This is a genomic window from Nocardioides sp. P4_G4, assembly GCF_056401085.1.
In genome coordinates this window covers 1-13,333 of the sequence record NZ_JBFUKA010000034.1, presented here as the reverse complement: position 1 = coordinate 13,333, position 13,333 = coordinate 1, and the positions used below count along the sequence as shown (strand labels likewise).

Genomic DNA, 13,333 nt, shown 5'->3' with positions numbered 1-13,333 from the left:
CGGGTCAGTGGAACGAGTCGCCGCAGGCGCACGAGCCGGTGGCGTTGGGGTTGTCGATCGTGAACCCCTGCTTCTCGATGCTGTCGACGAAGTCGATCATCGCGCCGTTGAGGTAGGGGACGCTCATCCGGTCGACCACGACGGTCACGCCGTCGAAGTCGGTGGTCACGTCGCCGTCGAGCGTGCGCTCGTCGAAGAAGAGCTGGTAGCGCAGGCCCGAGCAGCCGCCGGGCTGCACGGAGATGCGCAGGGCCAGGTCCTCGCGGCCCTCCTGCTCGAGGAGGCTCTTGACCTTGCCCGCGGCAACATCGCTCAGGTTGATCTGGTCGGTGCGGCGGTCAGTGGTGGTGTCGACCTGCTCGGTCATGTGCTGCTCCATCAGTCGGTCGAGGTGGATACCTGTCCCAATGGTCGCACACGCCGGGTTATTCCTCCCGGTCCACCGCCCCACCCCCGCACGGAGGGGGGTGCCTACCTCGACCAGGTGCGGGCGACCCGCTCGGCGAGGTCGCTCAGGGCCCCGGAGGGGTCGTTGRACGCGCGCTCCTCCCCCACCAGGTCGACCAGCGAGTACGCCGACTCGATGCCCAGGGCGCGCATCTCGCGGCTGCCCACGAGCACCTGGCCGGCGAGCGCGACGCAGGGCCGCAGGGCCTCCGCGGCGATCTCCGCGACGCCGTACGGGACCTTGCCCGAGCGGCTCGAGAAGTCGAAGGCACCCTCCCCGGTGATCACCAGGTCGGCCTGCCGGGCGCGGGCCGCGAGCCCGACGTGCTCGGCGACCAGGGCGATGCCCGGCTCGCGGCGGGCGCCGAGGACCAGGAGCGCGTAGCCGATGCCGCCGGCGGCGCCGGCCCCCTTCTCCAACGACGTACGACGATCGGTGGCGGTCGCGAACGCCTCCAGCCACCCGTCGATCAGGGCGACCTGCTCCTCGACGATGCCCTTCTGGGGACCGAAGGACTTGGTCGTGCCGAAGAGTCCGGTGAGCGGGTTGTCGACGTCGGTGGCGGCGACCAGGGTGATGCCCGCCAGCCGCTCGCGGGCCGGGCCGAGGTCGACCGTGGTGACGGTGTCCAGGGCGATGGCGCCACTGTCGAGGATCCCGTCCGAGAGCGCGCCCAGGGCCGCCAGGACGCCCGCGCCACCGTCGTTGGTGCCGGAGCCACCGAGGCCGACGACGACCGTCGAGGCCCCGCTCTCGACGGCGGCGATCAGCAGCTCGCCCACGCCGTTGCTGCTGGCGAACTCCACGCCCCCGTCGATCAGGTGCAGGCCGACGGCCTGGGCGCTCTCGACGTAGGCGACGTCGTCGACGAAGAGCAGGGTCGCCGGCACGCGCTCGCCGTGCGGCGCCTCCACGGTCACCGCGAGCAGCTCGCCCCCGAGGGCGGCGTGCAGGACGTCCACGAACCCGGGTCCGCCGTCGGCCATGGGAGCGAGGTCGAGCACGTCGTCGGGCGCGTGCCGGGCCCACCCGGTCGCGATGGCCTCGGCAGCCTCGACCGCGGTGAGGGTGCCGGAGAACTTGTCCGGCGCGATCAGGACGCGCATGCCGCCATCCTGTCGCATGGCCGGGCGGGCGGGCCCCGGGGACTACCCCAGGTCCACGATCGCGGCGACCGGGCCGCCGCCGTCGGGGCCCTGGTGGGCCGCGGACACCGAGACGAACACGGCCGGGTCACCGGTGACCGCGGCCGTCACCCCGCCGACGGCCGCCTTGATCTGCCGGTGCCAGTGGACGTCGGAGTCGTCGAGCATGGCGTTGCGCCGGCCGCGGACCTGTCCGTCCTGGGAGACCTCGCACTTGAGGAAGACGTTGACGAGCCGGTCGTCGAGGTCGGTGTGGTGCGGGCGCTCGGGCAGCTCGAGGCCGGCCGACCGGATCGCGTCCCAGATGCCGTCCGCGTCGAGGGCGTCCTTCATCACCGAGTGGCCGACCCGGTAGCGACCGCCCACGCCGGTGGCGTTGCCGACCACGACGACCTGGGCCACGTCGAGCTCGACCCCCGAGGAGCACGACGCGACCGCCGAGAACAGCGACCGGTCGTGCATGACGTCCTCGTCGGTCGGCATCTCGATCTCACCGAGCGCGACCGCGATGCCGAGCGCCGTACAGCCGTTGGAGAGGTCCATGGACTCGTGCGTGTGCTCGGTCCACACGGTCTTGCCGCGCGCCTTCGCGTCGCGGATGGTGTGCACGGTCAGCAGCGGCGTCTTGGTCTGGACGTAGTGGACGTCGGCGACGTCGGTGATGCCGGCCTTCTCCATGGCGGCCTTCACCGCGTCGGCCACCTTGGAGACCATCGCGACCCGGCCGATGTCCTCGGGCAGCAGCACCTCGCTCATCGCGAAGCCGACGGTCAGGCGTGGCTCGTCGGTGGGCTCCGCGTCGGTGGTGGCGAAGATCGTGGCGTGGGGGCTGATCACGCCGTCGGTGCCGCCGGACCACACGATCGGGATCTGCGCGACGGCCGCGGGGTCGGCGCCCCTGGCGACCAGCACCTCGCGGAACGCACGGTCGGAGATGATGCGCGTGTAGTCGTTGACCCCGCCGTTGCCCTCGGTCTTGCCGATGATGGCGATCACGCGGTCGGCCGCCATCACGCCGTCGTCGATGAGCTTCTCCAGCTCGCTGGCGTCGGCGACGGAGTGGATCGGGACCTTGCGGACTTCGATGGCACTGGGCATGGGTGTTCCTCTCGGGTGGGGTGCTACTGGTTCGGTACGACGACGGTGCCGACGCTGCCGGCGCCACCGGTCCGGGAGCCGGTCACCGCCTCGACGATGTGCTCCAGGCTGGTGATCACGGCGCGGGAGCCGCCGTCCTCGACGAAGCGGCAGACGGCGTCGACCTTGGGTCCCATCGAGCCGCTGGCGAAGTGGCCGTCGCCCGCCAGCGCCCGCATCTCGGCGACGGTGACCCGGCCGACGGGGGTCGCCTCGGGGGTGCCGAAGCGCAGCACGGCCTGGGGCACGTCGGTGGCGATGACCAGCACGTCCACGGTGATCGACCGGGCCAGCAGCGCGGCTCCGAGGTCCTTGTCGATGACGGCCTCGACGCCGGCCAGCACGCCGTCGTCGCGGCGTACGACGGGGATGCCGCCACCGCCGTTGGCGATCACCACGAAGCCGGCCTCGACCAGGGCGTGCACGGCCGGGGCGTCGACGACCTCGAGCGGCTCGGGTGAGGCCACGACCCTGCGCCAGCCCTTCGCGCCCCGGTCCTCCCAGGTCTCGCCGTGCTCGACGAGGTGGCGCGCCTCCTCCGGCGGCAGGTAGCGGCCGATCGGCTTGGTGGGGGTGGTGAAGCCGGCGTCGTCGGCGTCCACCAGCGTGCGGGTGACGACGGCGGCACTGCGCCGGTCGACGCCGCGGCGGGCCAGCGCCGCGTCGAGCGCGTCCATGAGCACGAAGCCGAGGGTCCCCTGCGTCTGCGCGCCGCACCAGTCCAGCGGCACCGGCGGCACGACGGCGGCGGCGAGCTCGTTCTTGACCAGGAGGTTGCCCACCTGGGGTCCGTTGCCGTGGGTCACGACCACGTCGACCCCGGCGGCGACCAGGGCGGCCACCGACTCCATCGCGGTCTCGGCCGCGGCGATCTGGTCCTCGGGACGCGCCCGCCCGTCGGCGTTGGTCATGGCGTTGCCGCCGAGCGCGAGCAGGGCCCTCACGTCGTCGCCCTCGTGTAGCGGCGGCACGTCACGACGAAGGTGCCCGCGGCCGTGGCGGCGGGGTAGTCGAGGTCGCCCTCGTCGCTCCACCCGCGACGCTCGTAGAAGGCGCGGGCGCGGGCGTTGCCCGCGTTCACGGCCAGCCAGGCGGTGGCGTGGCCACCGGCGCAGACCTGGCGCTCGGCCTCGTCGATGAGCACGTCGGCCACGCCGCTCCCCCGGTGGGCGGCGTCGACGTACACCTGCTCGACCTCGTCGGCCACGACCATCACGAAGCCCACGACCTCGTCGCCGACGACCGCGACCGTCGTGTCCGCGACCCTGGCGACGGCCCGGGTGGCGAAGGACTCGGGCGTGCGGAGCGCGACGAGCTCGTCGGGGACGTGGCCGAGGTGGCCGTCGCGCCAGCCCGTCGCCCAGATGCGCGCCACGCTGGCGGCGTCCTGCGCCGTGGCGGCCCTGATCTCGGTGGTCGTCGGCGTCACAGGTGGTCCACCTCCGCGGAGCTCGCGCCGCCGGAGAGTCGCGCGTAGCCCGGGCCGCGGTCGAAGAACGCCTCGTCCTGCCGCGGTCGCCCCGCGCGCTCGGCGGCCGTCGCGTCGGCGTCGAAGCCCAGGTCGTCCGTGTCCGGCGAGCCCGTCAGCACCACGCCGTAGTCGGCCAGGGCGGCCCCGGCCGAGACCTTGCGCCACACCACGTCGCGCACCACCAGGGCCGGGTCGCGGACCAGCGGGTCGCCCCAACCGCCACCACCCGTCGTACGGATCCGGATGACCTCGCCCGCCCGCACCGGCTCGTCGTCGGCGAGGGCGTCGACCTCGCGCTCGTGGGGACCGCCCGGGTCGATGGTCACCGAGAACGGCCTGCCGGCCCGCCCGCCGCGCACACCCCAGCAGGCCAGGATCGAGCGGTCGGCGATGGACATGAAGTGAGCGTCCTTGAGCATCCTGATCTGCTTCTCATAGCCGAGGCCGCCACGGCGCTCGCCCGCGCCGCCGGAGTCCATGGCCAGCCCGAGCGACTCGACCAGGAACGGGAAGCGCGACTCGGTGAACTCGCTGGGCAGGTTGCGGGAGTCGGGGACCACATGGATGGTGTCCTCGCCGTCGGCGTAGTAGCGCCCCCCGGAGCCACCGCCGAGCACCTCGCGCATGAGGTACGGCCGGCCGTCGCGGTCCTCGCCGTAGACACCGGTGTAGCGGATGGTCTCCTGGTCGGCCGGCATCCTGCCGTCCACCGCCTTGGCGACGACGCCGGCCAGCACGCCGAGGAGCCGGAGGATGACGAACGTGCGGGCGTTGGTCGGGGCCGGGAAGACCGGCGTCAGCAGCGTGCCGGGCTCGGGGAAGCGCATCTCGATGAGCGGCACGATGCCCTCGTTGACGTCGAGCTCGGCCATCCGCTCGGGCGACTCGGCCAGGTTGCGCAGGATCGGCGCGAGCCACTTCTTGAGGAAGACGCCGTCGCTGTAGTCGCCGCAGTGGTTGATCGGGCCCTTGGCCTGCGGGCCGGTGCCGTCGAAGTCGAGGACCAGCCGCTCACCGTCCGGGTCGTCGGCCGGCGTGCGCGTCAGGGTGATCCGTTGGGTGTGCAGCCGCGGCTCGTCGACGCCGTCGTGCTCGGCGTAGTCCTCCCAGGTCCACGTGCCGACCGGGACCTGGCTGAGGATCTCGCGACGGTACGTCGTGGTCGTGCGGTCGAGGATCGCGTCGAAGCACGACTCGACGACCTCGACGCCGTACCGCTCGAAGAGCTCGCCGAGGCGGCGTGCGCCCATCAGGCAGGCGGAGCACTCGGCGTCCAGGTCGGCGGCGAGCGACTCGGGCATCCGGGAGTTGCGGGTCATGATCGCCAGCGCCGCCCGGTTGGGCACCCCCGCGTCCCAGAGCCGGATGGGCGGCACCATCAGGCCCTCCTCGAAGACGCTGGTGGCGTGGCTGGGCATCGAGCCCGGCACGGCGCCGCCGATGTCGTCGTGGTGGCCGAAGGCCTGCACGAACGCGACGACGCGCCCCTCGGCGAAGACCGGCACCGTCACGCACAGGTCGGGCAGGTGGCCGATGCCGCCCTCCGAGCGGTAGACGTCGTTGTGGAAGAAGACGTCGCCCTCGCGCATCTCCTCGATCGGGAAGTCCCGGGCGACCGGGTGCACGAGCGCGGAGTAGGAGCGACCGGTGAGCTTGCGCAGCAGGCGGTCGTGGATGCCGGCGCGGAAGTCGTGCGCGTCGCGGATCATCGGGCTGCGGCTGGTGCGGCCGATGGCCGTCTCGACCTCCATCTCCACGCTGGCCAGGGAGCCCTGGACGATCTCGACCAGCACCGGGTCGGCACTGGCTCCGGCGTCGTCGGTGAGCATCCCGTAGGGGAACTGGGTGGGCGCCCTGCGGCTCATGCGAGTGCCTCCCGCGTCACGATGATGTTGAGGAAGTCGTCGATGCGGGCGGCGAACCCCGGGTGGACCGGGACGGTCGAGCCGAACTCCTCGATGATGACCGGCCCTGCGACCGTGTGGCCCGGTGGCAGGTCGGGGCGCCACAGCACCGGCGTCTCGACGTACCCGTCGGAGGTCTCGAAGCAGACGGGCCGGTTGACCCCGCCGCTGGTCGAGGAAGTCGCGCTGGCGACTGTCTCGAGGCCACCGTCGCTCCTGCGGATCTCGGGCCGGGTGATCGGCCCGATCCCGGAGACCCGCAGGTTGACCCACTCGACCTGCTGCGAGTCGTCGCGGGAGAAGTCGTAGCCGTACAGCGCCCGGTGCTCGGCGTGGAAGCGCCGGGCCACCTCGTCGACCGCGTCCGCGTCGAGTGGACCGTCCGGCACGCCGACGCGCACCTCGAAGGCCTGCCCGAAGTAGCGGACGTCGGCGGTCCGCACGAACCGGTGCACCTCGCGGTCGAAGCCCTCCTTGTCCAGTGCATCGCGCGCCTGCGTCGTCAGGGCGTCGTACGTCGCCTGGACCGTGGCGACGTCGAGTGCCCGGTGGAGGGCGACGTGGGTCTGCACGTAGTCGTTCTTGACGTCGACGGTCAGCAACCCGAACGCCGACACGTTGCCCGGGTTGGGCGGGACGAGCACCGTCGGGATGCCGAGGATGTCCATGAGGCGGCACAGCAGCAGGGAGCCGGAGCCACCGAACGTCGTGAGCGTGAAGTCGCGGACGTCGAGCCCCCGCTTGACCGTCACCTGCCGCAAGGCGTTCGCCTGGTTCCAGGCGGAGATCTCGAGCACGCCGTTCGCGCACGCCTCGGGCGTCATCCCGAGCCGGCTGGCGAGGGCGTCGATGCCGGCCCGTGCCGCCTCGACGTCGAGCGGGATCTCACCGCCCAGCAGGTGGGGCGGGATGCGGCCGAGCACCACGTGCGCGTCGGTGATGGTGACCTCGGCGCCGCCCTTGGCGTAGCAGATCGGACCGGGGTCGGCCCCGGCCGACTGCGGCCCGACCTTCAGGGTGCCCTCGGGCGAGAGCCAGGCGATGGAGCCGCCGCCCGCGCCCACGGTCACCACGTCGATCATCGGGATCTTGGACGGGAAGGCGCCGACCGAGCCCTCGGTGGTGAGCGTGGGCTCGCCGTCGATCACGACCGACACGTCGGTCGACGTACCGCCACCGTCGCTGGTCAGCACCCGGTCGAAGCCGGCCACCTGGGCGATCAGCGCGGCGCCGAGCGCTCCCGCGGCGGGGCCGGAGAGCACGGTCGTGATCGGCTGGTTGACCACCTCGTCGGCGGAGAGCACGCCGCCGTTGGACTTCATGACGTAGAAGGGCACCTTCCGGCCGCCGTACTGCTCGAGGCGGTGGCTGATGTTGGTAACGTAGCGGCTGAGGCGGGGCTTGACGGCGGCGTCGACGAGCGTGGTCATCGCCCGCTCGTACTCGCGGTACTCGCGCAGCACCTCGCTGGACAGCGAGACGACCGCGTCGGGGTGCTCCTCACGCAGGATCGCGCGCATCCGCTCCTCGTGGTCGGGGTTGGCGTAGGAGTGCAGGAAGCAGACGCCGAGGGTGTCGATGCCGCGGGCCCGGAACCAGCGGGCCACCCGCCGGGCCCCCTCCTCGTCGAAGGGCCGCACCTCGGCGCCGGTGAAGTCGAGGCGCCCCTCGACGCCCCGGACGAGGTCGCGCGGCACGATGCGGGGCGGCTTGACCCAGAAGTAGGAGTTGCCGTAGCCGTCGGGCACCGACTGGCGCGCGATCTCCAGCATCGCGTCGTAGCCGGCGGTCGTGATGTAGCCCAGCGCCTCGACCTTGCCCTCCAGCAGCTGGTTGGTCGCCACCGTGGTCCCGTGGCTCACCGCCGTGACGGCGTCGCCACTCCCCTGGGGGAGGTCGAGCAGGTCGAGGACCTTGTCGATGCCGGCCATGAACCCGTCCGCCGGGTTGCCGGGCGTCGACGGGGTCTTGGTCGTCACCATCTCCCCGGTGTCCTCGTCGAGCGCGACCACGTCGGTGAAGGTGCCGCCGGTGTCGATGCCGATCCGGATGCGCCGCGTTGCTGGAGGCATGCGGACCATTCAAACGATCCCGTACGCCGCCCGGCGAGGTCACATGTTGCCGACGGATCGGCGACGGGCTGTCAGGTCATGCCAGCGATGCCTGCGCCGGAACGGCTCCGGTGGGTGTCTCAGGCGGGCACGATGTTCTGGTTGTGCCGGAACAGGTTCCCCGGGTCGTAGGTGCGCTTGACCTGGGCGAGACGGTCGTAGTTGCCGCGGTAGTTGTCGCGGATCCGTGACTGGTCGTCCTCGGCCATGAAGTTGATGTAGCCGCCCTCCTGCGAGTGCGGGGCCGTGGCCTCGTAGTAGCCGCGGACCCAGGCGGTGTTGGCCTCGTCGTCGGCCTCGTCGGGCCACATGCCCGCGATGACGGTCGCGAAGTTGGCGTCGCGGTAGGCGAAGGCGGTCGACTCCGGGGCCACCCGGTGGCAGGCGCCGTTGATCGGGTAGATGTGCATCGTGGTGGTCAGCTCGGGCACCTGGGACCCGTGCTCCACGTGCGCTGCGATCGCGTCGTCGGTCAGCTCCTTGACGAAGTTGGCCTTCCAGTAGTGGCGCAGCCCGGACGGGTACAACGCGTCGAAGGCGCTGTTGAGCGCCGGGTAGGGCATCGGTCCCACGTGCTCGGCCACGACCGGGGCCAGGTCGTGGAAGGGCTTGAGCATCCGCTCCCCCTGGTCGAGGTCGCCCGCCCAGCAGGCGACGAAGAGGGCCATCCGGTCGCCGTGCCGGTCCTCGGGGATGAACGGCAGGGGTGGGGCGACCTGGAACGCCGGGAAGCCGCCGAACTGCTCGGGTGCRTCGGCGATGAAGTCGCGGTAGAGGCGCAGCAGGTCACCGGCCTTGTCGAGCTCGAAGAACATCGGCCCGCCGTAGACGTCCTTGACCGGGCTCAGCCGGAACTCGAACGACGTGACGACACCGAAGTTGCCGCCGCCTCCGCGGATGGCCCAGAAGAGGTCCGCGTCGTCCTTCTCGCTCGCGACGTGGAAGGAGCCGTCCCCGGCGACCACGTCCGCGGACAGCAGGTTGTCCAGGGCGAGGCCGAGTCCGCGGGCGAGGTAGCCGATGCCACCGCCCAGGGTCAGCCCACCCACCCCGGTCGTGGAGATGATGCCGCCCGTCGTGGCCAGCCCGAACGCGTACGCCGCCGAGTTGAGGTCGCCCCACGTCGCACCCCCGGCCACGCGTGCCGTGTGGGTGAGCGGGTCGACACGGACCTCGCGCATCGAGGAGAGGTCGACGACCATCCCGTCGTCGTTGGTGCCGTACCCGGGGACGCTGTGGCCGCCCCCGCGGATCGCGACCGTCATGGCGTTGTCCCCGGCGAACCGGACGGCCGACATCACGTCCCCGGCGTTGGCCGGCCGCACGATCACGGCGGGGCGCTTGTCGATCATGCCGTTGCGGACCTGGCGGGCCTCGTCGTACGCCTCGTCGTCCGGGGTGATCACGGTTCCTCTGACGTTCTCGCGCAAGGAYGCGAGCGCTGCACTGTCCATCGTGGGGCCTCCTCGCAGGCAACAGGTGCCACGCAGGGGCAACAGGGGCGTCGGAGGGCGTCACGAGGCGCACGGGGCGCGACAGATTGGTGTCTTCGAAAATAGTCCTCCCCGCCCGCCCGCACCATCCTCCGGATGGGCCAGATCGGACCGGTTCAGCCCACCTGGCCGGCGGCCTCGTAGGCCGCCGCGATCTCCAGCAGCCGACGGTCCGCACCGTGCGGGGCCACGACCTGGATCCCGACCGGCAGCCCCTCCGGCGTGCGGCCGGCGGGCAGGGAGATGGCGGGACACCCGGTGACGCTGATGAAGTAAGCCGACCGCATCCAGTCCAGGTAGGTCTCCATCGGCCGGCCGTTGATGTCCGACGGGAACTCCTGGTCCGCGGGGAACGGCGGCACCTGGGAGACCGGCAGCACCAGCACGTCGTGCTCGGTGAAGAACAGGCGCATCGTCTCGGCGAGCGCCGTGCGCTGGCTGTAGGCGCGGGCGACGTCGGCGCCGGTCAGGTCCTCACCCAGGCGGATGTTGTCGGCGAGGGACTGCTTGAAGGCCTCCGGGTGCTCGGCGAGCAGTGGTCCGAGCTTGGCCTGGAAGTGCCAGGCGCGCAGGGTGCGGAAGGTGTCGTCGGCCAGTCCCAGGTCCGGGTGGGCCGCCGACACCCGGGAGCCCTCGCGGGCGAACGTCCCGCCAGCCTCCTCCACCACGGCGGCGACGCGGTCGTCGACCTCGAAGGCTCCGCCCAGGTCGACGCTCAGGGCGACCCGGAGGTCGCGCAGGTGACCGGTCACCGGTGGGGCGAAGGTCGACCCGGGGTCGCCGAGGGCGAGCGGTGCGCGCGGGTCGGGACCGGCGAGCACGGAGAGCAGCAGGGCGAGGTCGCCGACGTTGCGGGCCATCGGGCCGGCGACCGAGGTCGACTCCCACTGGTTGTAGAGCGGCCACTCGGGCACCCGGCCCAGCGAGGGACGCATCCCGACGACGCCGCAGAACGATGCCGGGTTGCGCAGCGATCCGCCCATGTCGGAACCCTCCGCGAGGGGCACCATCCCCGATGCCAGCGCACAGGCCGCTCCGCCGCTGGAGCCGCCGGCCGAGAACCGGGGGTCGACCGGGTTGAGCGTCGTGCCGAAGACACGGTTGAAGGTGTGCGATCCAGCGGCGAACTCCGGCACGTTGGTCCGGCCGATCGTCACGACGCCGGCACGGCGGACCCGCTCGACCACGAGCTCGTCGTGCTCGGGGACGTGGTCGGCGAAGAGCGTCGAGCCGTATGTCGTGCGCCAGCCGGCGACCGCGTGCGTGTCCTTGAAGGCGAACGGGAGCCCGTGCAGCGGACCGGTGCCGGCGCCCGACGCGAGCGTCTCGTCCGCCTCGGCGGCCCCTGCGCGGGCACGGTCCTCGTCGAGGGAGACGATCGCGTTGAGCCCGGGGTTCCTCTCCGCGATGCGCGCCAGGTGCAGGTCGAGCAGCTCGCGGGCCGAGATCTCGCGCGCGGCGACCGCGGCCACCATCTCGCGCGCCGTCGAGTCGAGCGTGACGTCGCTCATCGGCGTCGGGCGGCGACGGCCCCGGCCAGGACGCCGGCGAGCACGAGGCCGGCTCCCACGGCGACGCCCCGCAGGAAGTCGGTCTGCGGCGAGACGGGCGCCGCGGGGGCGGTGAAGACCTGGCCGGCGACGGTCCCGACCTCGCCCGTGGGGCCGGGCGCGACCGCAGGCGGGGCGGTCGCGGGCGCGACCCCGGTGAGGACCGCGTCGACGTTGTCGAAGAACTCGCCCGCCATCCGGCGCGACACCGAGGTCAGCATCCGCTGTCCCACTCCCCCGACCATGCCGCCCACGACGGCGTCGGCGTCGTAGGTCACCCGGGTCGTGCCGTCGCCGGCGTCGGCGAACGACACGGCGACATCGGCACCGATCGTGCCCGGGGCGCCTGCCCCCTGCAGGTCCATCCGCAGGGACTGGTGCTCCTGCAGGTCGTGGAGCCGGCAGGTGCCGGCGTACGTGCCCTTGATCGCGGCGACGCCGGCGGTGACGGTCATGTCGTAGCCGTGCTCGCCGGTGGCCTCGAGCCGCGAGCACCCGGGGATGCTCCGCACCAGCACGGCGGGATCCAGGAGGGCGTCCCAGACCCGCTCGACGGGGGCGTGCAGGACGTTCTCGCCCGACATCTTCATGGGGTCTCCTTCGACAGGCGCAGGGCATGGAGCTCGGACGGGGAGATGGGCATCGCGCTGATCACGAAGCCCTCGGCGTCCTCGATGGCGGCGGCGATCGCCGCGGAGACGGGGATGACGCCCGCCTCACCGGCTCCCTTGATGCCGAGGCGGTTGAGCGGCGACGGCGTCTCGAGGTGGTCGATCTCGATGGTGTCGGGGACCTCGGTGACGTAGGGCATCAGGAAGTCCATGAACGACGCGTTCAGCAGCTGGCCCGAGTCGTCGTAGGCCATCCGCTCGTAGAGCGCACCGCCGACGCCCTGCGCGACCCCGCCGTGGATCTGCCCCTCGACGATCATCGGGTTGATGATCCGACCGCAGTCGTGGACCACCGCGTAGCGCACGATCCTGATCTCCGCGGTGTCGGGATCGGTCTCGACGATCACCGCGTGCATGCCGGAGGCGAAGGTCGCGCGCTGCGGGGAGTAGAAGTCGCGGGCCTCCAGGCCGGGCTCGTCGTCCTCGGCCACGGGAGGCCGGCCCGGGTCGCCGACGGCGAACTGGGTGGCCGCCTTGGACGCCTCGTCGAAGGCGTAGCGCAGCGGGTTGGAGAGCACGGCCACGGTGCCCAGGGCGAGCGCGGCGTCCGTGCCGCGCACCTGCACGAGGCCGTCGACGATCTCGAGGTCGTCGACGTCCGCCTCGAGCGCCTCGGCCGCGATGCGCAGTGCCTTCTCCCGCACGGCCTGCGCGGCGAGCTGGACGGCCGACCCGCTCATCACCGCGGCCCGGGAGGCGAACGTCCCCACGGCGTACGGCATCTTGCGGGTGTCGCCGGAGACGACCTCGATGTCCTCGAGCGGCACGCCGAGCTCGTCGGCGACGATCTGGGCGAAGACGGTCGCGTGGCCCTGGCCCTGGGTGGTGAGGCCGATGGCGACCTTGACCTTGCCGGAGGTCTCGACGTGGACGTGGGCGCCCTCGTAGGGACCGACGCCCGTGCCCTCGACGTAGCAGGCGATGCCGATGCCGATCCGGCGTCCCTCGGCGGCGGCCCGAGCCTTCAGCGCCGGGAAGTCGTCCCAGCCGATCAGCGCCTTGAGCTTGTCCAGCGACGCCGGGTAGTCGCCCGAGTCGTACTCGAGCTCACGGCCGTCCTGGAAGACCAGGCCGTGGTCGTAGGGGAACTCGTCGGGCTGGATGAAGTTGGTGGCCCGCACCGCCGTCCGGTCGAGGCCGAGCTCGGCGGCGATCGCGTCGATGGTCCGCTCCATCACGAAGCACCCCTGGGGCCGGCCCGCGCCGCGGTAGGGCGTGACCATCACGGTGTTGGTGAAGAGCGACTCGAAGCGCACCCGGTAGGCGCCCGGCTTGTAGGGGCCCAGCAGCTGGGTCGCGGTGATGATCGGCACGATCAGCCCGTACGGCGAGTAGGCGCCGTGGTCGTGCCAGAACATCACGTCGAGGCCCAGCACCCGACCGTCGTCGTCGAAGCCCACCTC

General features: G+C 72.2%; 11 protein-coding genes. All 11 read right to left on the bottom strand.

The window, feature by feature from the left end:
• Positions 1–4: 4 nt before the first annotated feature.
• Positions 5–367 carry an iron-sulfur cluster insertion protein ErpA gene (gene erpA / locus AC1DQF_RS09780; RefSeq protein ID WP_477525036.1) on the bottom strand — a complete coding sequence of 121 codons (363 nt, stop codon included), beginning with the start codon at positions 365–367 and terminating at the stop codon, positions 5–7.
• Positions 368–471: 104 nt separating this feature from the next.
• A complete protein-coding gene (locus tag AC1DQF_RS09775) occupies positions 472–1,554 on the bottom strand; it encodes a glycerate kinase family protein (protein WP_477525035.1) in 1,083 nt (360 codons plus the stop codon).
• Positions 1,555–1,596: 42 nt separating this feature from the next.
• Positions 1,597–2,691 (bottom strand): barbiturase, encoded by a 1,095-nt coding sequence (bar, locus tag AC1DQF_RS09770; protein WP_477525034.1) that lies wholly within the window; start codon positions 2,689–2,691, stop codon positions 1,597–1,599.
• 23 nt (positions 2,692–2,714) lie between these two features.
• Entirely contained in the window at positions 2,715–3,674 is a 960-nt protein-coding gene (locus AC1DQF_RS09765; RefSeq protein ID WP_477525033.1) for a carbamate kinase, read from the bottom strand.
• Positions 3,671–4,159, bottom strand: coding sequence for an N-acetyltransferase family protein (locus tag AC1DQF_RS09760; protein WP_477525032.1), 489 nt, complete (start codon positions 4,157–4,159; stop codon positions 3,671–3,673). Before AC1DQF_RS09760 ends, AC1DQF_RS09765 begins: the two co-directional genes overlap by 4 nt.
• Entirely contained in the window at positions 4,156–6,066 is a 1,911-nt protein-coding gene (locus AC1DQF_RS09755) for a hydantoinase B/oxoprolinase family protein (protein WP_477525031.1), read from the bottom strand. Before AC1DQF_RS09755 ends, AC1DQF_RS09760 begins: the two co-directional genes overlap by 4 nt.
• On the bottom strand, positions 6,063–8,177 hold the full coding sequence (locus tag AC1DQF_RS09750; protein WP_477525030.1) for a hydantoinase/oxoprolinase family protein: 2,115 nt from the start codon (positions 8,175–8,177) through the stop codon (positions 6,063–6,065). The genes AC1DQF_RS09755 and AC1DQF_RS09750 overlap by 4 nt, the downstream gene beginning before the upstream one ends.
• Positions 8,178–8,296: 119 nt before the next feature.
• Positions 8,297–9,622, bottom strand: a complete 1,326-nt coding sequence (locus AC1DQF_RS09745; protein ID WP_477525029.1) for an FAD-binding oxidoreductase — start codon at positions 9,620–9,622, stop codon at positions 8,297–8,299.
• Positions 9,623–9,825: 203 nt separating this feature from the next.
• Positions 9,826–11,220, bottom strand: coding sequence for an amidase (locus AC1DQF_RS09740; protein WP_477525028.1), 1,395 nt, complete (start codon positions 11,218–11,220; stop codon positions 9,826–9,828).
• Positions 11,217–11,849 carry an SRPBCC family protein gene (locus tag AC1DQF_RS09735; protein ID WP_477525027.1) on the bottom strand — a complete coding sequence of 211 codons (633 nt, stop codon included), beginning with the start codon at positions 11,847–11,849 and terminating at the stop codon, positions 11,217–11,219. Before AC1DQF_RS09735 ends, AC1DQF_RS09740 begins: the two co-directional genes overlap by 4 nt.
• On the bottom strand, positions 11,846–13,333 hold a 1,488-nt coding region (cutA, locus tag AC1DQF_RS09730), incomplete at its 5' end, for an aerobic carbon-monoxide dehydrogenase large subunit (protein WP_477525026.1). The genes AC1DQF_RS09735 and cutA, both read right to left, overlap by 4 nt.